Genomic DNA, 19,086 nt, shown 5'->3' with positions numbered 1-19,086 from the left:
ACTCCGGGTTCAGGGCCTTACTGGCAGTTGTTGTGCAGTTTCCACATCTCTTCGTGGCCGATGGCCTTGGCCCAGTCCGGCACGACGCAACGCGGATCGGCGCTGGCCGCGGTCGGCCGATCGGCCGGCAGGCTGTAGGCGACCAGGGTGATGACGGCGGCGAAGGCGGCGAGCACGACGAGGGGCGCGGTGCCGATGCGCAGGCGCGGTTGCGTGTCGCAGACGCCGCCGGGGCAGTGGCGGGCCCGCTGGCGATGGAAGGCGTTGTAGACGATGCAGGCGAGGCAGACGCCGAAGGCGGTCTCGCAGAACAGCAGCAGCAGGCACAGCGAACAGATGGCCAGATTGAGCGGGCCGACCACCCGCTCGACGATGACCAGATACAGCATCACCGTCGCCAGGACCAGGCCGATGCTCCAGGCGAAGCGCTTCTGCGGCGCGCCCACCCACTCCGGCGCCTGGTGCGCCACCGCCAGCCGTCCCAGCACCATGCTCGGTGCGTAGCGCGGATTGACCAGCACGCGCAGGGTGAAATCGATGAGAAAGGCGACCACGAACACGCGGATGGGCTGGAAGTTGCCGGCCAGCCAGGCGTTCATGAACGACACCAGCGCGCCGAAGAACAGGATGCCGGCGGCGGCGCGCACCTCGCGCTCGTTGAGCACCGGCAGGTCATAGCCGGCGACGGCTTCGCCGAAAGCGAAAATCTTGCCCATGCCGTTCTCCTCCATATTAGGGAAGGTCTGAATAAGTCCATCCTGGACTTCTCAGACCACGCCAAGCGAAAAGTGTGATTTTCGATTGGCTTCAATTTTCAACGAGTTACCGTCGTTGAAAATTGGCGGCACATCCCTGTGCCGCGGAAGCTCTGAACTTACTCAGAGCTTCCTTCGGTGTCTTGCTGACATTTTATCGGCCGCATGCTATGGCGTGCCGGGTGGACAGCGTTATGATTTGAATCATATCTGTCCGACCGACAAACAGGGAGAGCCGTGAACATCGATTGGGACAGCCTTGGGCGCGGGCAGCCGGCCTTGGCGGCCATCCCCACCACCCTGCGGGAGGCGGCGCAGCTGCGCCGCTTTGCCGCCGGGGAAACCCTGCACCGGCGCGGTGATCGTCCCACGGCCATGCTCTGGGTGCTGGACGGCGAGTTGCGTCTGGTGCGCACGGCCATTGACGGCAGCGTACTCATCTTGCAGCGGGTGCGTTCCGGTTTCATCGCCGAGGCGAGCATGGAGGCGGGGGCCTATCATTGCGACGTGATGGCCGCCGCCGCCGGGCACCTGCTGCGCTTTCCGTTGCCGGTGTTTCGTGCCGTGCTGGAACAGGACGCCGCCTTCCGCCAGGCGTGGATGCGGCGCCTGGCGCAGGAAGTGCGCAAGCTGCGTGCGCAAAACGAGCGGCTCGGTCTGCACAGCGCCGCGGAGCGCATCCTGCATTACCTGGAAACCGAGGGCCGCGACGGCGCGCTGATACTGCCGCAATCGCGCAAGGCCTGGGCGGCGGAGCTGGGGCTGTCCCATGAGGTGCTGTATCGCACCCTGCGTCGCCTGCGCGAGGACGGCGTGATACAGATCGACGGTAACCGCATCGCACGGGTGTCATAAGGGGAGGTCATGGCTGCATACGACAGTTGGCACGAGGAGATGCAGTCGGCCTGGCTGTACCGGGTGCTGGCCGGGGTGGAAACCGACGGTGGCAAGCGCGCGCTGTTCAACGCGCTGGCGGCGGCGGCGGAAGATCAGGCGTGCATCTGGGAGCGGCAGATGGCAGCGGATGGTGAGGACGTGCCAACGGGCTTCGCGCCGACACAGCGCGCACGACTGGTGGCAGCTCTCTTGCGCCGGCTGGGACCGCGTGCCATCCGCCCGGTGCTGGCGGCGATGAAGGTGCGCGGCATCTCGGTGTATGGCGCCGCCATGCCCGGCCATCCCATGCCCACCACGGTGGAACAGGTGGGCGGGCGCCACCGCGGCGTGGGCAGCGGCGGCAACCTGCGCGCGGCGGTGTTCGGTGTCAATGACGGTCTGGTATCCAACACCGCCCTGATCATGGGCGTGGCCGGTGCCACCGCGGATACCGCCTTCATCCTGACTTCCGGCGTCGCCGGCCTGCTCGCGGGCGCGCTGTCCATGGCCGCCGGCGAATACATTTCCATGCGCTCCCAGCGCGAGATGTTCGAGTATCAGATCGGTCTGGAACGGGAGGAGCTGGCGGAATATCCGGCGGAGGAGACCGAGGAGCTGGCGCTGATCTACCATGCGCGCGGCGTGCCTTTGGAGCGGGCGCGCGAGCTGGCGGCGGCGCTGATGCAGGATCCGACGCATGCCCTGGATACCCTGGCGCGGGAGGAGCTGGGCCTCAATCCCGACGACCTCGGCTCTCCCTGGGGCGCCGCCGCCTCGTCCTTTGCCGCCTTCACGGCGGGCGCGGTCCTGCCCCTGCTGCCCTTTCTGCTGCCGCTGGGGATGCCGCCGGTGCCCACCGCCGCCAGCCTGGCCGTGCTGGGCCTGTTCGCGGTCGGTGCCACCCTGAGTCTGTTCACCGGACGTGGCGCCCTGCGCTCCGGCCTGCGCATGGTGCTCATCGGTGGCGGTGCCGGCGTGGTGACCTACCTCATCGGCATGCTGCTGGGTGTCAGCCTGGCCTGAGTGCAACCAAAAATTACCCCGGTGGTCTTACGACCGACCCCAAACTGACCCGAGGATGAAACCATGGCCAAGAAACCCGCACCACAGGCGCCACTGGGGCGCGCGCGCAACCTGCTGCATGATCACCCGTTGCTGAAAAAGGGCGCCGCCCACGGCAAGAGCCGCAAGGCCGAGCGCCGCGGCGCCAAGGTGCAGCAGCGGCGTGAGTGGGATTACCCGAGCCTGTCGGCAGCCGCCTGACCGGTTCCGGTAATCCCTCTCCCAACGCCGTTTCCCCTGTTCAACTGGTGAGCAACCCCCATCTGGGGTAGAATGCGCGGCTATTTTCCGCCGTTCCCCCCAATACCCCCCTATTTCCGGTAACGCCCTCGTGATTGAAAAGCTTCGCAACATCGCCATCATCGCCCACGTCGACCATGGCAAGACCACCCTCGTCGACAAGCTGCTGCAGCAGTCCGGCACCCTGGACGCGCGCGCCAACCTGGGCGAACGCGTGATGGATTCCAACGACCTGGAAAAGGAACGCGGCATCACCATCCTGGCCAAGAACACCGCCATCGACTGGAACGGCTACCACATCAACATCGTCGACACCCCGGGCCACGCCGACTTCGGCGGCGAGGTGGAGCGCGTGCTGTCCATGGTCGACTCGGTACTGCTGCTGGTGGATGCGATGGACGGCCCCATGCCGCAGACCCGCTTCGTCACCCAGAAGGCCTTCGCCCGCGGTCTCAAGCCCATCGTGGTCATCAACAAGGTCGATCGCCCCGGCGCCCGCCCCGACTGGGTGCTGGACCAGACCTTCGATCTGTTCGACCGCCTCGGCGCCACCGACGAGCAGCTCGACTTCCCGGTGGTCTATGCCTCCGGCCTGAACGGCTACGCCGGCCTGGATGCCGATGTGCGCGGCGGCGACATGACCCCGCTGTTCGAGGCCATCGTCAAGCATGTCACGCCACCGCAGGTGGATGTGGACGGCCCGTTCCAGATGCAGGTGTCCCAGCTCGACTATAACAGCTATGTCGGCGTCATCGGCATCGGCCGCATCCAGCGCGGCACCGTCAAACCCAATACCCAGGTGACGCTGATCGACCGCGAGGGCAACAAGCGCAATGGCCGCATGCTGCAGATCCTCGGCTTCCATGGCCTGGAGCGCATCGAGGTGCCGCAGGCCCAGGCCGGCGACATCATCGCCTTCACCGGCCTCGAGGAGCTGAACATCTCCGACACCCTGTGTGACCCCAAGGCGGTGGAGGCACTGCCGCCGCTGACCGTGGACGAGCCGACGGTGAGCATGACCTTCCAGGTGAACAACTCGCCCTTTGCCGGCAAGGAAGGCAAGTTCGTCACCAGCCGCCAGATCCGCGACCGCCTGCAGCGCGAGCTGGTGCACAACGTGGCGCTGCGCGTGGCCGATACCAACGACCCGGACAAGTTCCGCGTCTCCGGCCGCGGCGAACTGCACCTCGGCATCCTGATCGAAAACATGCGTCGCGAAGGCTACGAGCTGGGCGTGTCGCGTCCCGAAGTCATCGTGCGCGAGGTGGACGGCGTGAAGCAGGAACCGTATGAGCAGCTCACCGTGGACGTGGAAGAAATCCACCAGGGTGCGGTTATGCAGAAGCTGGGCGAGCGCGGCGGCGAACTGAAGAACATGATGCCCGACGGCAAGGGCCGCGTGCGTCTCGATTACATCATCCCGAGCCGCGGCCTGATCGGCTTCCGTACCGAGTTCCTCACCGCCACCCAGGGCTCGGGTCTGCTCTACAGCGTGTTCGATCATTACGGCCCGGTGAAGAAGGGTGACTACGGCCAGCGGGTCAACGGCGTGCTCATCGCCAACGGCGCCGGCAAGGCCCTGGCCTATGCCCTGTTCAGCCTGCAGGAGCGCGGCCGTCTGTTCATCGGCCATGGCGAGGAGGTGTACGAGGGCATGATCATCGGCATCCACTCGCGCGACAACGACCTGGTGGTGAATCCGCTCAAGGGCAAGCAGCTCACCAACATCCGTGCCGCCGGTTCCGACGAGAACATCCTGCTCACCCCGCCGATCCGCATGTCGCTGGAGCAGGCGCTGGAGTTCATCGACGACGACGAACTGGTGGAGGTGACGCCGAAGTCCATCCGCCTGCGCAAGAAGCTGCTGGGCGAGAACGAGCGCAAGCGCGCCGGCCGCGCCAGCGCCGAAGGCTGACGGCTGCAGTTGCCGGAGATGCGCGGATGCCGTGGCGTTCGCGCGTCTCTGTGGGATAGCGGGGAAGTGTCGTTCAGGTGAAAAAAAACCCCGGCAAGCCGGGGTTTAGTGTCCTTGATCCATCCCTGTCCGGAGGGCGATGTTCGCGACCGTCCTGGTCTCATTCGTTTCCGGAAGCCTGTCATCCTGTCAGGCGGCGATAATCCCTATCAAGCATCCTTGCGAAGACCCCGCCTCCCTGCGAAGTCGAGGCTATACTGCCAAAAGTCGTGTGGGATGTAAGTCAGCCCCTCACTACAGTCCTTGTAAGCTGATTCCTACAAATCTGCCCACGGCACACCCTGCCGGAGCGGTTAGAATGGGGGTCTACCCGACGATTCCGGTGGCCGCCATGCACATTCTCTATCCCGAACTGCAACCTTATGTCATCCACAGCCTGGCCGTGGAGCCGCCCCATATCCTGTATGTCGAGGAGTGCGGCAACCCGGCGGGCCTGCCGGTGCTGTTCGTCCACGGCGGGCCGGGTGCCGGTTGTGAGGATTATCACCGCCGCTTTTTCGATCCGGAACGCTACCGCATCGTCCTGTTCGATCAACGCGGCTGTGGCCGCTCCACGCCGCATGCCTCTTTGGAGAACAACACCACCCAGGCCCTGGTGGCCGACATGGAGCGCATCCGCGAACACCTCGGCATCGCGCGCTGGGTGCTGTTCGGTGGCTCCTGGGGTTCCACCCTGAGCCTGGTGTATGCCGAAACCCATCCCGAACGGGTGCTGGGACTGATCCTGCGCGGCATCTTTCTGTGCCGGCCCCATGAAATCCACTGGTTCTACCAGGAGGGCGCCAGCCGCCTGTTCCCCGATCTGTGGGAGTCGTTCTTGGCCCCGATCCCTGCCAGCGAACGCGGCGATCTGCTCGCCGCCTATTACCGCCGCCTGACCAGCGACAACGAGCTGGAGCGCATGGCGGCGGCCAAGGCCTGGTCGCTGTGGGAAGGACGCACGGCGACCCTGCGCCCGAGTCAGGCGGTGATCGACCATTTCGGCAACCCCTTTGTCGCCCTCAGCCTGGCGCGCATCGAGGCCCACTATTTCACGCACGACAGCTTTCTACGCCCCAACCAGATCCTGGCCGATGCCCCGCGCCTGCACGGCATCCCCGGCGCCATCGTCCATGGCCGCTACGACGTGATCTGCCCCATCGAAAACGCTTGGGAACTGCACAAGGCCTGGCCCGAGGCCGAGCTCACCATCGTCCCCGATGCCGGCCACTCGGCCAGCGAGCGCGGCACCACTGAAGCCCTGTTGCAGGCCACCGACGCCATGGCGAGGCGCTACGCATGATTGGATTGCTGCAACGGGTAAGCGAAGCACGGGTGAGCGTTGCCGGTGAAACCGTGGGAACCATCGGCCGCGGCCTGCTGGTGCTGGTGGGGGTCGAGCGGGGCGACGGTGAGGCGCAGGCCGAGCGCCTGCTGGAGCGAATACTCACTTACCGTGTGTTTCCAGACGCGGAGGGAAGGATGAATCTGAGTCTGCGCGATATCGGCGGCGGCCTGCTGCTGGTGCCGCAGTTCACCCTGGCGGCGGACACCGGCAAGGGCACCCGCCCCAGTTTCACCCCCGCCGCCGAGCCGCAGCAGGGGCTGCACCTGTTCGACCATCTGCTGCAGCGCGCCTGGGAGGCCCATCCCGATGTGCAGAGCGGCCGTTTCGGCGCCGACATGCAGGTCAGCCTCACCAATGACGGGCCGGTGACCTTCTGGCTGCAGGTGAGTCCCCACTGACACCGCAGCGCGTGGCATTCGGCGGTAGAGCATGCTAACTTGGGCGCCCCCTGGAGGACATGACAAAAGGCATTATCCATGAACCGCTACGCCATCTCCGAAGACACCGCCAAGGCGGCCAAGTGGCCCCACGAGATCTTCCTCATCAACCTGATCTTCAATCATATCCTGCTGTTTGTCGCCTTCCTCAGCGCCAGTTCGTTGCAGAAGCTGGCGCTCATCGTCCCGGTCATCTCCTTTGTCATCCTGGCCTATATCCTGTGGCGGGCGCGCAAATCGCTGCGGGTGGACCCCTGGTTCGTGAAATGCCACTGGCAACTGGCGGCACGGCGCAGCCGGGCCTTCGTCATCATGCTCGGCATCATGGTGGTGGTGATGATCGCCATCTACCTGATCTCCGGTGGCAACATGCGGCCGCAGCACTGGGCCTTCTTCGGCGTCGGCATCATGCCGACCCTGGTCACCGTGCTGGTGCTGATCGTGATGGAGTCCGATGCCCTGCACCTGGCGCGCTTCGGCAAGATGCCGGACTGGCTGGTACAGCGTTATCCCGATGGCGCCCTGGCGCCGGTGGCCGACTGAGTACGATGCGGGAGCGTCATCTCTTCCTTGGCGTGCTGGGTTTCGCCCTCCTGGCCATCGCCGTGGCGATGCTGATCCCGGGCCGACAGGACCATCGTCCCGAGTTGCTACCCTGGGCCATCACCACGCATGAAGACGGCAGCAGCACCGTGTTTGGTCTGCGGCTTGGACACAATACCCTGGGGGACGCCGAACAGCTGTTCCAGACGGAGCTGGAGCTGATCCTGTTCCAGTCGCCGCAAGGACGTCGAGCCGCGGAAGGTTATTTCGATGGCGTCACCCTGAGTGGGCTGGCGGCCAAGCTGGTGGTGGAGGCGGCGCTGAGCGAGGCGGAGCTGCGGGCCATGTTCGAGCGCGGTGTGCGCATCGCCACCATGGGCAACGGCAGCCGCAAGGTGACGCTGCATCCCGACGATATTGCCCGGTTGCGCGCCACGCCCATCGCCAGTCTGACCTATCTGCCACGGACGCACCTGGACGAGGTCCTGGTGGAAAAGCGTTTCGGCGTGCCGGCACAGAAGCTGGGCGAACCGGGAGGCGAGGTGGTGCACTGGCTGTATCCGGAGCGTGGACTCGATGTGGCCGTCAGTGCCGGCGGCAAGGAAGTACTGCAATACGTGGCGCCGCGGGATTTTAGCCGTCTGGTGGCGCCGCTGCTGGAGCGCCAGGCCACGCCGTAAGAGCGGGCGCGCAACGCGCGCCCGAGTATCCTTCAGTCCTCGTCGGTGTCCGGCATCACCTTGTCGCTGCGTGTCGCCTTCTCTTTCCGCCCGCGCATCTCCACCGGTAGATTGGGGTCGTCGTCGTCGTGCAGGATACGGTGGGCATCGCCCTCCAGATCCTCGTATTGGCCCCGTCGTATCGCCCACACCAGCACCACTACCATGGCGAGACCCAGGAAGATCATGGCGGGGATCAGGCTGTAGATCACTTCCATCGTATGTGCCCCTGTCTGTCTGCTGCGCCAGTGTACCCGTTTCAGTCGCCCAGTTCGCGCCGGTGGGCGAACAGGGTGCGGATGCGTGCGGCGTTGCCGATGACCAGCAGCGAACTGATCGGCATGGAGATGGCGGCCACCAGCGGTGTCACGAAGGCCGCCATCGCCAGCGGCACCATGATCACGTTGTAGGTCAGCGAGATACCGATGTTCTGGCGGATGGTGCGCAGGGTGCGGCGCGACAGCCGGGTGGCCAGGTTGACCTTCTCCAGCTCGTTGCTGATCAGCACGATGTCGGCGCTTTCCGCCGACACCTCGGTGCCGGAGCCGATGGCGATACCGACGTTGGCGCGGATCAGCGCCGGAGCGTCGTTGACACCGTCGCCGATCATCGCCACCTGTTCGCCCTGGCGTTGCAAGTCGGCGATGACGCGATCCTTGTCTTCCGGCAGCACCTCAGCGAGCACCTCCATGCCGCCGAGCTGTTCGGCCACGGCCTCGGCCACGCGGCGCCGATCGCCGGAGAGCAGGGTCATGCGGATGCCCTGGCTGCGCAGGCTGTCGACCAGCGCGCGGGCATCGGGGCGCAGGCGATCGGCGATGGCGATGAAGCCCGCGTACTGTCCGTCCAGTGCGGCATGGATACAGGTGATGCCGCGCCGCTCCAGTGCGCCGATGTCGCTCAGCATGGCGTCCGGCAGGGTAATGCCGTGCTGTGCCAGCCAGGTTTCGTTACCGAGCAGGACCGTTGTGCCGTCCACCTGTCCGACCACGCCGAGGCCGGCGCTGCTGGCGAAGTCGATCAGGGTCGGTACCGCCGGGTTGATGCCGCGCTGGCGCGCCTCCTCGACGATGGCGCGGGCGATGTGGTGCTCGGAATAGCGCTCCACCGCGGCGGCCTTGAGCAACAGCGTGTCGGTGTCGATGCCGACGGCGGGGTGCAGTTCCTGCACCGCCATGCGTCCTTCGGTGAGGGAGCCGGTTTTGTCGAACACGAAATGGGTGATGTGGGACAGGGTTTCCAGTACCGCGCCGTTCTTGATCAGGATGCCGTGGCGCGCCGCGAGGCCGGAGGCGACGGCGATGGACATGGGGGTGGCCATGCCGAAGGCGCAGGGGCAGGTGATGATCAGCACCGAGCAGGCGGCGAGCAGGGCCACTTCGACATCGAAGAACGACCAGTAGGCAAAGGTCAGGGTACCGAGCAGCAGGGTGACGGCGACGAACCAGGGCACGATGCGATCGGCGGTGCACTGGATCGGCGCCTTGGAGGCCTGGGCCTCTTCCACCAGGCGGATGATGCGTCCGAGAGCAGTGTTCTTGAGGGTGGCGCTGACCTTGAGGGTGAGCGCGCTGTGGATGTTGATGGTGCCGGCGGAAACCTTGTCACCCGGACCCTTGTCCACCGGACGGGACTCGCCCGACAGCATGGCCTCGTCCACCGCGCTGTGGCCCTCCAGCACCACGCCGTCCACCGGAATGCGATCGCCGGCCTTAACCAACACCACGTCATCCGGTTTCACGGCGCGGATCGGCAGCAACTGCTCCTCGCCGTCGCGCAGCACGGTGGCGCCGCGCGGCTGCAGGTCGAGCAGGCGCTGGGTGGCGGCGATGGCCCGGCGTTTGGACACCGATTCCAGATGGCGACCGATGAGGATGATGAACATGAAGTTCACCACCGTGTCCCAGTACACCTCACCGACCGCGGACTGCGTCACCGTGATGTAGAGGGAGTACAGATAGGTGGTGGTGGCGCCCACGACGATGGGCAGGTCCATGGTGAGGTGACGGCGGCGCAGGCCGGTCCAGGCCCCCTTGAAGAACGGCCAGCCGGAATAGAGCAGGGTGGGGGTGGCCAGTACGAAACCGATCCAGTGGAACAGGCTGCGGAATTCGCCTTCATCGGCACCGGCATACAGCGCGATGGATATCCACATCAGGTTCATCATGGCGAAGCCGGCAAAGGCCATGCGGAACAGGAAGGCGCGGTTCTGCTTCTTCAACGCCCCCTCTGCCACCTCCGGGTCGAAGGGGACGGCGGCATAGCCGATTTCACCCAGACGGCGAATGATGTCGGATAGCTTGAGGCGGCTGTTGTCCCAGCGCACCAAGAGGCGGCGGCCGGCCAGGTTGACCTGGGCCGAGGCGATGCCAGGGACAGCGGCCAGGGTACGCTCGATGAGCCAGACGCAGGCGGCACAGTGGATACCCTCCACCAGCAGATTGATTTCCCGCTCCTCGCCGTGTTTGACAATGAATTCTTCCTGCACCTCGTCCAGGTCATACAGCGCGAGATCCTTGGGGAGTTCCGGCGGGGGGGCCAGCAGGGTGCCTTCCGGCGTGCGTTGGTAGAAGCCCTCCAGGCCGGCGTCGTAGATGGCACGACACACTTCGCGGCAGCCGATGCAGCAGAATTGGCGTTTCTCTCCGGCGATCTCTGCGGAGTAGTCATCCTTGGGTGGGAGGGGCAGGCCGCAGTGGAAACAGCCGCTGTGGGAATGTGCACTGGCCATGGGGATCGTTATGGGTTATGACGCCCGCACCCGTGTGGGGAGGGTGCGGGCGGGGTACTGCCGTTTAGCCCTGGACGGAGATGCGGCGCGGCAGTTCGAAGGATTTGCCGTCACGCTTGACGTCGATGAGTATGTCCCAGATACCCTTCAGGCGGAACTCGACCGGGGCCTGGTAGATGCCGGCCCCGACCTCTTCCAGCGGTAGGTTGAAGTCGGCCTTGGCATCAGAGGGGCGGAAGGCATTCAACACCACCTGTGCACCGCGCAATGGTTCGCCGACATTGTCGACGATGGCCACGCGATAAGTCTGAGTGGCGCCGAGTTGGATGTTCTCCGGCACCTCGAGGCTGGCGGTCCAGCCCAGGGCGTTGCGTTCGGTCACGCGCTGGATGTAGTGGCGCTCGTTGTAGCGGCCGCGCTCGTAGTAGTCCTTGCTGACCAGCCCCGGATTGGTGACGACGGCCAGAGTGATCATTGCCACGTTCACCGCCAGCACCGTGCCGATGAGGGCCAGTCCGCCGAGCACCCAGGGATTGCGCATGGCGCGCTTGTTGGACTGCGAAATACGGTTGTCGCCGGTGGCGTCGATAGTCGTCATGTTCCTTACCCGTCGTGGTTGGCGGCCGCGCCTCAGCGGCGCGGCCCGATAAACATGCTGGTGTAGTCGGAAGTCAGTGACTCGTCCCCCTCCGCCTGTACGCGGAAAATGAGCGGGGTACTCTCGGCCTTGAGATTTTCGCGCGGTACGCGCACGAACACCGTATAGCTGGTGATACGGCCTTTGTTGGCGATCAGGCTGCCTTCGCCGCCACTGACCACCAGCCCCGGCAGGCCATCGACCACCAGACGCACCTTCTGATCCTGTGGTGTCTTGTTGAGAATCTTAACGCTGTACTTGTTCTGGATCGAGCCATCGCTTTGCATCACAAACAGCGGTTGACGCTCGTGCAGCACCTTTACCTCAAGGCCGGACAGGTTGAACAGGCCGTAGATGATGCCGGACAGGGCTACAGTGAGGATGGTCAGGTAGACCAGCACGCGCGGGCGCTGGAACAGCTTGAGGGTCGGCCTGCCCTCCAACTCATCCATCGAGGCGTAGCGGATCAGGCCGTGCGGACGGCCGATCTTGTCCATCACCGCGTCGCAGGCATCGATGCACAGGGCGCAGGTAATGCAACCCTCCTGCTGGCCGTGGCGGATGTCGATGCCGGTCGGGCAGACCGCCACGCACTGGCCGCAGTCGATACAGTCGCCCTTCCCTTCCTCGATCTGGCCCTTTTTCAGCTTGCCGCGCGGTTCGCCGCGTTTGAAGTCGTAGGCCGGGAGGATGGTTTCCTTGTCGTACATCACGCCCTGGATACGGGCATAGGGGCACAGCCAGAAGCAAACCTGCTCGCGCATGTGGCCGGCGAACAGATAGGTGAAGAAGGTGAACACGGCCACCGCGCCCCAGGCCACAGGGTTGGCGCTCAGGGTCAGGAAGCCTTTCCACATCTCGAAGGCATCGCCGAACCAGAGGGTAAAACTGATGCCGGTCAGCATGCCGATGAGGATCCAGATGGCATGCTTCACTACCTTGATGCGGATCTTGGTGAAGTCCCATGGCGCCTCATCCAGCTTGCGGCGCTTCTGCGGTGCGCCTTCCAGCTTTTCCTCGATCCAGGTGAACACGTCGGTCCACACGGTCTGGAAGCAGAAATAACCGCAGAAGACGCGGCCGGCGATGGACGTCACCACGGCGAGCAGGATGGCGAAGAACAGCAGCACCAGAGACAGCATCCACACGTCCTGCGGCAGGATGGTGATGCCGAAGATGTGGAACTGGCGGCCCGGAATATCGAACAGCACGGCCTGGCGTTCGCCCCAGCGCAGATAGGGGCCGATGAAGAACACCAGCCAGACGGCAGCCGTGGCCCATTTCAGGTTGCGGAAGCGACCTGGCATGCGCTTGGCATGGATGGTTTCCTTGCCGGTGTTGACATGCCAATGATGGGCTTCGGCGTAGAGTTCGTCGGCGTGCGCCTGCTTGTCGACCTGGTCGTTCACGGATACCTCCTGGGAGGACAGCAAAAAAGGTCGCTGTCACAAAAAATGTTAGGGCAAATGCCCTGTTGAAAGCGCGGGCTTTCAGCAGGCCACTGGCAATTCTCGCACCGGGGAAAACGCCTGTAATTGAAAAATATCAAGTCGGCGGCACAGTATACAAAAAAAGAGGGGGACCATTCAGTCCCCCTCTTCGATTACTGCAGGTGACTTATTTCTTGTCACTGTCCTTGTAAATCAGGCTGTAGCCCTTGATGCCAAGGAAGATGACGATGATGGCCGCAACGGCCACGGTCAGATACGACGCAATTGCTACCCAGTCAGTCATTGCAACACCCCTTTTTTCCTGAGGTGACCGCGCGGGAGCGCGGTCACCTGCTTACGTTATGGAAGGTGTGAGGACGCTATAACTTAGTTGGCGCCCAGCTTGGCCACATACACTGCCAGCTTCTTGATGTCGGTCTCGCTCAGCTTGCCGCCACCGAACTTCGGCATCACCGCGTTGCGGGTCTGCGGATCGGAGGGGTCGTTGACACCGTGGGTGATGGTGTACTTGATGGCCTCGACGGAACCGTCACCGAAGCGCCAGATGGCATCGGTCAGGTTGGGAGCGCCCAGGGCATGCATGCCCTTGCCGTCCATGCCGTGGCAGGCGAAGCAGGCCTTCTCCATGAACAGCGGGGTGGAGGTGGGTTCGCCCTTGGCAACGGCAGCCGCCAACTGATCGATCTCGGCTTCGGTCATCGCCACGCCGGCCTTGGCGGGCATCATGCCCATGCGGCCGTTGGTGATCGTGGTAACGATGGTGTCGATGTCGCCACCGTACAGCCAGTCGTCATCCACCAGGTTGGGGTAGCCCGGATTGCCCTGGCCGCCACCACCGTGGCAGGCGGCGCAGTTGTCGCCGAACAGCACCTTGGCGGAACGTACCACGTACTCGGACAGCTCGCTGTCGGCCAGGATCGCGGCCGCGCTCATGCCCGGCAGCTTGTCTTCGTATTGGGAACGTACCTGCTGGATGGCGGCCACATCGGCCTTGTATTCGCCGATGGCGGTCCAGCCCATCAGGCCCTGGGTCGCGCCGCCGAACCACGGCCACATCGGGTACACGATGCCGTACAGCAGCACCAGGATCCAACTGGCATGCAGGCCAATCATCCACCATTTGGGCGGCTGGTTGGTCAGCTCCGCCAGGTTGTCATCCCACAGATGCCCGGTGGTCGGGGCACCGTACGGGTTGTTTTGCTCGCTCATTTTTTATCCTCCGTATCGAAACGGTCGTCTTCGTCTATCGGAATGTGACGTTTTGATTCCAGTCTGGCTTTGTTCTTCGGGTGGAGTACGTACACAAACAGGGCGATAAACAGCAGAAAGATGCCGACCGTCGTAATCAGGCCAACCCAGTCGCTGCTGGTCATGGCCGCCCAGTCTGTGTGGAAGTACTCGCGGAGATTACTCACGGTAATCCACGCCCTCTTCGAACTTCACCATGGTTCCCAGTACCTGCAGGTAGGCAACAATGGCCTGCATCTCGGTCTTGCCGGTGATGGCGGAGGCGGCGGAGATGTCGTCCTCGGTGTACGGAACGCCCAGGGCCTTCATCGCGCGCATGCGCTTGGCGACGCGGGAGCCGTCAACCTTGTTGTTGTCCAGCCAGGGGTAGTTGGGCATCACAGATTCCGGTACCACGGAGCGCGGTGCACGGAGGTGCTGGTAGTGCCATGCGTCGGAGTACTTGCCGCCCACGCGGGCCAGATCCGGGCCGGTACGCTTGGAGCCCCATTGGAAGGGATGGTCGTACATGGACTCGGAGGCCAGTGAGTAGTGGCCATAACGCTCCTTCTCGTCACGGAACGGGCGAATCATCTGTGAGTGGCAGGTGTAGCAGCCTTCGCGGATGTAGACGTCACGGCCGGCCAGTTCCAGGGCGGTGTAGGGACGGATACCTTCGCCGGCCTTCCAGTCCGCCAGGGTCTGGCCCGCCTGGCGCTGCCAGACGATTTCCGGACGCTTGTTGTGCTCCATCGTGTCGTCGAGGAAGAACAGCGGTACGATTTCCACCAGGCCGCCGACAGACAGCAGCACGGCGAGCATCAGGAACATGGCAAAGACGCTGCGCTCAATCTTGTCCTGCAGTTTGGTCGAATGAATTTGATCAGCCATTTTTCTTGAACTCCTCTCGCGCTTAGGCAGTCGCTGCGGCGGCGGAGCTGCTGCGCTGGCCAACGGCCTGACGCACAGTCATCACCACGTTGTAGAGCATCACCACACCACCGGCCCAGAAGATCAGGCCGCCGATGGCACGCATCGCATAGTAGGGATGCATGGCGGCGACGGATTCGGCGAAGGTGTAGGTCAGGGTGCCGAACTCGTCGTAGTCACGCCACATCAGGCCCTGCATGATGCCGGATACCCACATGGCGGTGATGTAGATCACGGTGCCGATGGTGGCCATCCAGAAGTGCAGGTTTACCAGCGAGGCGGAGTACATGCGGGTATTCCACAGCTTCTCGACCATGTGGTACAGCGCGCCGGCGCCGACCATGGCGACCCAGCCCAGGGCACCGGAGTGCACGTGGCCGACGGTCCAGTCGGTATAGTGGGACAGCGCGTTGACGGTCTTCGCGGACATGACCGGACCTTCGAAGGTGGACATGGCGTAGAAGGCCAGGGACATGATCAGGAAACGCAGGATGTAGTCGGTGCGCAGTTTGTCCCACGCGCCGGACAGGGTCATCATGCCGTTGATGGCACCACCCCAGGACGGGATGATCATGGCCAGGGAAACGGCGGCGCCCAGGGAGCCGGTCCAGTCAGGCAGGGCGGTGTACTGCAGGTGGTGCGCACCCAGCCAGACGTAACCGAACATCAGCGCCCAGAAGTGGATCACGGACAGACGGTAGGAGAACACCGGGCGACCGGCCTGCTTCGGCACGAAGTAGTACATGATGCCGAGGAAGCCGGCGGTCAGGTAGAAGCCTACCGCGTTGTGGCCCCACCACCACTGAATCATGGCGTCCTGCACACCGGAGAACACGGAGTAGGACTTGAACAGCTCGACCGGGATGGCCAGGCTGTTGACCACGTGCAGATAGGTGATCATCACCATCATGCCGAGGAAGAACCAGTTGGACACGTAGATGTGGCTGGTCTTGCGCTTGGCGATGGTCATCACGAAGTTGAAGGCATAGGACAGCCACACCACGGCGATCAGCACGTCGATCGGCCACTCCAACTCGGCGTATTCCTTGCCCTGGGTCAGGCCCAGCGGCAGGGTGATGACGGCGAGGACGATGATGGTGTTCCAGCCCCAGAAGGTGAACCACGCCATCTTGTCGCTCCACAGACGTACACCGCAGGTGCGCTGCACGGAGTAGAAGGCGGTTGCCATCAGCACACAGCCGCCGAAGGCGAAGATAACTGCGTTGGTATGCAACGGACGCAGTCGGCCGAAGCTGAGTTCGGCCGTGTCGAAGTTCAGCGCCGGCCAGGCCAGCTGGGAGGCGACGAGCACGCCTACCAGGGTGCCTACCACCAGATAAACAACCGCCATGATGGTGAACCACCTGACGACCTCAAAGTTATATTTCTGTTCCGCTTGTGTCGCTTCCACGAGTTTCTCTCCTCTGTGTGAGCCAATGGTTAAACCAAGACCAACTCTTTACCGCCCAAAAAACCGTTGTTGATTTTTCTGTGACAACCCCCATGCATGAACAAACCGAAACCTTTACTTATCCGGAGTGTGCGATCGCATGACTCCATGGTGTTGTATCCAGCCAACGCTACCGGACGCATCTGGCCGAGTCGCTGGTACGTCGTGACTATGCAGTTCCTGGAAGAGGCGGGGAGTGCTGGCGGGAGGCATCGTCAGTGAGGGCAACGCCCTGATAGGCCAATAAAATTCTTTTGTCCTCCCAGACATGCCGATCGCTGCGTTCCCAGACCCCACTACCGGAACTAGCGACCAAATATAGTCGAAGAGAAGATATCAGAACATTGATTTTTGTCAAACAAACTGGTGATTACGACGCAGTGGCTGCGCCATATCCCACAGTACATTTCGTACTGTTTTTATCGAGGTTTTCGTGGAGGGCCATGCTCGGCGCAATGGCGCAGTCGCTCAGTCGGAAATGGGGCGCGGCGTGTAGCTGCGAGACTGGCAGGCGATGGCGTACAGGCGTTGCGGGTCGAGGATGCGGATGTGCTTGCGCTGTACCGTCAGCAGACCTTCGTCCTGAAAGCGGGTGAAAAGACGGCTGACGGTTTCCACCACCAGTCCCAGGTAGTTTCCTATGTCGTTGCGCGACATGCTGAGGTTGAACTCGGTGGCGGAGAAACCGCGTTGTTGGTAGCGACCGGACAGACTGAGCAGCAGAGAGGCAAGGCGTTCCTCGGCATTCTTCTTGCCCAGCAGCATGAGCAGCGACTGCTCATGCAGTATCTCGCGGCTCATGATCTTCAATAGTTGATGGCGCAGGGAGGGAATGCGCTCGGACAGTTCTTCCAGGCGTTCGAATGGGATTTCGCACACGCTGGTGGTTTCCAGCGCTTTGGCCGCGCAGGGGTGGATATCGGCATGGATGGCATCCAGTCCGACCAGTTCGCCCGGCAGATGGAAACCGGTGACCTGTTCATAACCGTCTTCCGTCGGCACATAGGTCTTGATGGAACCGGAGCGCACGGCATAGATGGCCTGGAACGGGTCACCGACCTGGAACAGGTGCTCGCCGCGCTTGATCGGGCGACGGCGCTTGATGATGCTGTCCAGCAGTTCCAGGTCGGCGCCGTCGATGCCCACCGGCAGGCATAGCTGGAACAGCCCACAGTCTTTGCAGGCAACGCGTATTGCCGATAACTCAATGATATTGCTTGCTTTTGTCTGCGGCATTGCACACATGGCCGGCACCGTGATACACCACCCAGGGCCGGTTTCAACGCTGTCGAGACAGGTATCCTCGTACATGTGTCGTGCCGATGCAACCGATAGTGCTTATCCGGTGGTGCTTTTGTTCTATCCGGGCGCGGAAGTCGGTATGCTATGGGCGCAGTCTGGCCGCCCGAGTGGCGTATCTAAATAAGGAGTTGCGATGAGCGAGCGCAGGGCCACGGTCACGCGAGAGACCCTGGAGACCCGAATCGAGGTGAGTGTCGATCTCGATGGCAGCGGCAGTGGCCGTTTCGAGACGGGCGTGCCGTTTCTTGATCACATGCTGGACCAGGTGGCCCGCCATGGTCTGATAGACCTGGTGGTCAAGGCGCAGGGGGATCTGCATATCGATGCCCACCACACGGTCGAAGATATCGGCATTACCCTCGGCCAGGCCTTCGCCCGTGCCGTCGGTGACAAGAAGGGGATCCGCCGCTATGGTCATGCCTACGTCCCGCTGGATGAGGCCTTGTCGCGTGTGGTGGTGGACTTCTCCGGCCGACCCGGCCTGGAGTTCCAGGTGGATTTTCCCCGTGCCCGCATCGGTGAGTTCGATGTCGATCTGTTCCTGGAATTCTTCCAGGGCTTCGTCAATCATGCCCAGGTGACCCTGCACATCGACAATCTGCGCGGGCGTAATGCGCACCACATCGCCGAAACGGTGTTCAAGGCCTTCGGCCGTGCCCTGCGCATGGCACTGGAAGCTGATCCGCGCATGCAGGGCATTACTCCTTCCACCAAGGGCAGCCTGTAACGCCCGGCGTTTATTCCTCTATCTGATTCGAGCCGGATGTCTTTCCTATCATGAGTACCGTTGCAGTCATCGACTACGGCATGGGTAACCTGCACTCCGTGGCCAAGGCGTTGGAGCATGTGGCCGATGGCCAGCAGGTGATCGTCACCCATGACCCGGAGCGCATTCGCGCCGCCGACCGCGTGGTGTTGCCCGGTGTCGGCGCCATCCGTGACTGCATGGCGGAGATGGCGCGCCAGGGTGTGGTCGAGGTGATCCACGAAGTGGTACGCACCAAGCCGTTCCTCGGCGTCTGCGTCGGTATGCAGGCGCTGATGGATTTCAGCGCGGAAAATGGTGGCACTCCCTGTCTCGGCATCCTGCCCGGCCGGGTGGAATATTTCGGTGACAACCTGATGCAGCAGGGCGAGCGCCTCAAGGTGCCGCACATGGGCTGGAATCAGGTCCACCAGGAGCGGCAGCATCCGCTCTGGCGTGACATTGCACAGGATGAACGCTTTTACTTCGTGCACAGCTATTATGTGCAGCCGGCCGAGGCAGCGCTGACTGCTGCCAGTGCTGAATATGGCGTGAAGTTCACCGCGGCGGTGACGCGCGACAACGTGTTCGCCGTGCAGTTTCACCCGGAAAAAAGTCAGCACGCAGGATTGGCGTTGTACGCCAATTTCCTGCGTTGGGATGGACAGGGCGTCTGACA

The 19,086-nt window shown here is 63.2% G+C and carries 20 protein-coding genes; 10 read left to right on the top strand and 10 right to left on the bottom strand.

Translation table 11 applies throughout. The annotated features are described in order from the left end of the window. Positions 1–17 precede the first annotated feature (17 nt). On the bottom strand, positions 18–716 hold the full coding sequence (locus EP379_RS14045; RefSeq protein ID WP_172600498.1) for a DUF4395 domain-containing protein: 699 nt from the start codon (positions 714–716) through the stop codon (positions 18–20). A 276-nt stretch (positions 717–992) separates the two neighbouring features. Here EP379_RS14045 and EP379_RS14040 point away from each other — a divergent pair, with 276 nt between their 5' ends. The 8 genes from EP379_RS14040 to EP379_RS14010 all read left to right on the top strand — a co-directional run bounded on the left by EP379_RS14040 (position 993) and on the right by EP379_RS14010 (position 7,895). Then, positions 993–1,610 (top strand): Crp/Fnr family transcriptional regulator, encoded by a 618-nt coding sequence (locus EP379_RS14040; protein WP_127478400.1) that lies wholly within the window; start codon positions 993–995, stop codon positions 1,608–1,610. 9 nt (positions 1,611–1,619) lie between these two features. Continuing rightward, positions 1,620–2,654, top strand: a complete 1,035-nt coding sequence (locus tag EP379_RS14035; protein ID WP_127478399.1) for a VIT1/CCC1 transporter family protein — start codon at positions 1,620–1,622, stop codon at positions 2,652–2,654. A gap of 63 nt (positions 2,655–2,717) precedes the next feature. After that, positions 2,718–2,894 carry a hypothetical protein gene (locus EP379_RS16425; RefSeq protein ID WP_172600497.1) on the top strand — a complete coding sequence of 59 codons (177 nt, stop codon included), beginning with the start codon at positions 2,718–2,720 and terminating at the stop codon, positions 2,892–2,894. A gap of 130 nt (positions 2,895–3,024) precedes the next feature. Then, positions 3,025–4,848: a translational GTPase TypA gene (gene typA / locus EP379_RS14030; RefSeq protein WP_127478398.1), complete on the top strand. Its 1,824-nt coding sequence runs from the start codon at positions 3,025–3,027 to the stop codon at positions 4,846–4,848. A 391-nt stretch (positions 4,849–5,239) separates the two neighbouring features. Further along, a complete protein-coding gene (gene pip / locus EP379_RS14025; protein ID WP_127478937.1) occupies positions 5,240–6,190 on the top strand; it encodes a prolyl aminopeptidase in 951 nt (316 codons plus the stop codon). Next, positions 6,187–6,633, top strand: a complete 447-nt coding sequence (gene dtd, locus EP379_RS14020; RefSeq protein ID WP_127478397.1) for a D-aminoacyl-tRNA deacylase — start codon at positions 6,187–6,189, stop codon at positions 6,631–6,633. The genes pip and dtd overlap by 4 nt, the downstream gene beginning before the upstream one ends. A 78-nt stretch (positions 6,634–6,711) precedes the next feature. Then, the gene (locus EP379_RS14015) at positions 6,712–7,215 is read left to right on the top strand and encodes a hypothetical protein (RefSeq protein WP_127478396.1); all 504 of its coding nucleotides are present in this window, start codon (positions 6,712–6,714) and stop codon (positions 7,213–7,215) included. Positions 7,216–7,220: 5 nt separating this feature from the next. Then, positions 7,221–7,895 carry a hypothetical protein gene (locus EP379_RS14010; protein WP_127478395.1) on the top strand — a complete coding sequence of 225 codons (675 nt, stop codon included), beginning with the start codon at positions 7,221–7,223 and terminating at the stop codon, positions 7,893–7,895. Positions 7,896–7,927: 32 nt separating this feature from the next. On the opposite strand, the gene ccoS is transcribed toward EP379_RS14010, so the two are convergent. The 9 genes from ccoS to fnr form a co-directional block, all read right to left on the bottom strand. Then, on the bottom strand, positions 7,928–8,152 hold the full coding sequence (gene ccoS, locus EP379_RS14005; protein ID WP_127478394.1) for a cbb3-type cytochrome oxidase assembly protein CcoS: 225 nt from the start codon (positions 8,150–8,152) through the stop codon (positions 7,928–7,930). Positions 8,153–8,193: 41 nt separating this feature from the next. Next, a complete protein-coding gene (locus tag EP379_RS14000; RefSeq protein WP_127478393.1) occupies positions 8,194–10,665 on the bottom strand; it encodes a heavy metal translocating P-type ATPase in 2,472 nt (823 codons plus the stop codon). A 64-nt stretch (positions 10,666–10,729) separates the two neighbouring features. Then, on the bottom strand, positions 10,730–11,263 hold the full coding sequence (locus EP379_RS13995; RefSeq protein ID WP_127478392.1) for a FixH family protein: 534 nt from the start codon (positions 11,261–11,263) through the stop codon (positions 10,730–10,732). A 32-nt stretch (positions 11,264–11,295) separates the two neighbouring features. Further along, entirely contained in the window at positions 11,296–12,711 is a 1,416-nt protein-coding gene (gene ccoG, locus EP379_RS13990) for a cytochrome c oxidase accessory protein CcoG (protein ID WP_232023917.1), read from the bottom strand. A gap of 408 nt (positions 12,712–13,119) precedes the next feature. Further along, positions 13,120–13,962, bottom strand: coding sequence for a cytochrome-c oxidase, cbb3-type subunit III (gene ccoP / locus EP379_RS13985; RefSeq protein WP_127478391.1), 843 nt, complete (start codon positions 13,960–13,962; stop codon positions 13,120–13,122). Further along, positions 13,959–14,168, bottom strand: a complete 210-nt coding sequence (locus EP379_RS13980) for a cbb3-type cytochrome c oxidase subunit 3 (protein WP_127478390.1) — start codon at positions 14,166–14,168, stop codon at positions 13,959–13,961. The genes ccoP and EP379_RS13980 overlap by 4 nt, the downstream gene beginning before the upstream one ends. Beyond that, positions 14,161–14,871 carry a cytochrome-c oxidase, cbb3-type subunit II gene (gene ccoO / locus EP379_RS13975; protein ID WP_127478389.1) on the bottom strand — a complete coding sequence of 237 codons (711 nt, stop codon included), beginning with the start codon at positions 14,869–14,871 and terminating at the stop codon, positions 14,161–14,163. Before ccoO ends, EP379_RS13980 begins: the two co-directional genes overlap by 8 nt. A gap of 22 nt (positions 14,872–14,893) precedes the next feature. Next, positions 14,894–16,321, bottom strand: coding sequence for a cytochrome-c oxidase, cbb3-type subunit I (gene ccoN / locus EP379_RS13970; protein ID WP_127478388.1), 1,428 nt, complete (start codon positions 16,319–16,321; stop codon positions 14,894–14,896). 507 nt (positions 16,322–16,828) lie between these two features. Beyond that, positions 16,829–17,596 (bottom strand): fumarate/nitrate reduction transcriptional regulator Fnr, encoded by a 768-nt coding sequence (gene fnr / locus EP379_RS13965; RefSeq protein WP_127478387.1) that lies wholly within the window; start codon positions 17,594–17,596, stop codon positions 16,829–16,831. Positions 17,597–17,795: 199 nt separating this feature from the next. On the opposite strand from fnr, the gene hisB reads away from it, so the two are divergent. Both hisB and hisH read left to right on the top strand, forming a co-directional pair. Continuing rightward, positions 17,796–18,389, top strand: coding sequence for an imidazoleglycerol-phosphate dehydratase HisB (hisB, locus tag EP379_RS13960; RefSeq protein ID WP_127478386.1), 594 nt, complete (start codon positions 17,796–17,798; stop codon positions 18,387–18,389). A 50-nt stretch (positions 18,390–18,439) separates the two neighbouring features. Beyond that, positions 18,440–19,084, top strand: a complete 645-nt coding sequence (hisH, locus tag EP379_RS13955) for an imidazole glycerol phosphate synthase subunit HisH (RefSeq protein ID WP_127478385.1) — start codon at positions 18,440–18,442, stop codon at positions 19,082–19,084. Positions 19,085–19,086: the final 2 nt, after the last annotated feature.

It is taken from the genome of Sulfurivermis fontis, from assembly GCF_004001245.1.
Lineage (GTDB): Bacteria > Pseudomonadota > Gammaproteobacteria > Thiohalomonadales > Thiohalomonadaceae > Sulfurivermis > Sulfurivermis fontis.
The sequence above is the reverse complement of the archived record's forward strand: the minus strand, read 5'-3'. Positions and strand labels throughout refer to the sequence as shown.

Excerpts from the sequence above, each read along its gene's own strand:
- EP379_RS16425 (WP_172600497.1), top strand. The coding sequence starts at position 2,718 with ATGGCCAAGAAACCCGCACCACAGGCGCCACTGGGGCGCGCGCGCAAC.
- EP379_RS13995 (WP_127478392.1), bottom strand. The coding sequence starts at position 11,263 with ATGACGACTATCGACGCCACCGGCGACAACCGTATTTCGCAGTCCAAC.
- ccoP (WP_127478391.1), bottom strand. The coding sequence starts at position 13,962 with ATGAGCGAGCAAAACAACCCGTACGGTGCCCCGACCACCGGGCATCTG.
- EP379_RS14000 (WP_127478393.1), bottom strand. The coding sequence starts at position 10,665 with ATGGCCAGTGCACATTCCCACAGCGGCTGTTTCCACTGCGGCCTGCCC.
- ccoS (WP_127478394.1), bottom strand. The coding sequence starts at position 8,152 with ATGGAAGTGATCTACAGCCTGATCCCCGCCATGATCTTCCTGGGTCTC.
- hisB (WP_127478386.1), top strand. The coding sequence starts at position 17,796 with ATGAGCGAGCGCAGGGCCACGGTCACGCGAGAGACCCTGGAGACCCGA.
- EP379_RS14035 (WP_127478399.1), top strand. The coding sequence starts at position 1,620 with ATGGCTGCATACGACAGTTGGCACGAGGAGATGCAGTCGGCCTGGCTG.
- fnr (WP_127478387.1), bottom strand. The coding sequence starts at position 17,596 with ATGCCGCAGACAAAAGCAAGCAATATCATTGAGTTATCGGCAATACGC.
- EP379_RS14010 (WP_127478395.1), top strand. The coding sequence starts at position 7,221 with ATGCGGGAGCGTCATCTCTTCCTTGGCGTGCTGGGTTTCGCCCTCCTG.
- EP379_RS14015 (WP_127478396.1), top strand. The coding sequence starts at position 6,712 with ATGAACCGCTACGCCATCTCCGAAGACACCGCCAAGGCGGCCAAGTGG.
- pip (WP_127478937.1), top strand. The coding sequence starts at position 5,240 with ATGCACATTCTCTATCCCGAACTGCAACCTTATGTCATCCACAGCCTG.
- ccoO (WP_127478389.1), bottom strand. The coding sequence starts at position 14,871 with ATGGCTGATCAAATTCATTCGACCAAACTGCAGGACAAGATTGAGCGC.
- dtd (WP_127478397.1), top strand. The coding sequence starts at position 6,187 with ATGATTGGATTGCTGCAACGGGTAAGCGAAGCACGGGTGAGCGTTGCC.
- hisH (WP_127478385.1), top strand. The coding sequence starts at position 18,440 with ATGAGTACCGTTGCAGTCATCGACTACGGCATGGGTAACCTGCACTCC.
- EP379_RS14045 (WP_172600498.1), bottom strand. The coding sequence starts at position 716 with ATGGGCAAGATTTTCGCTTTCGGCGAAGCCGTCGCCGGCTATGACCTG.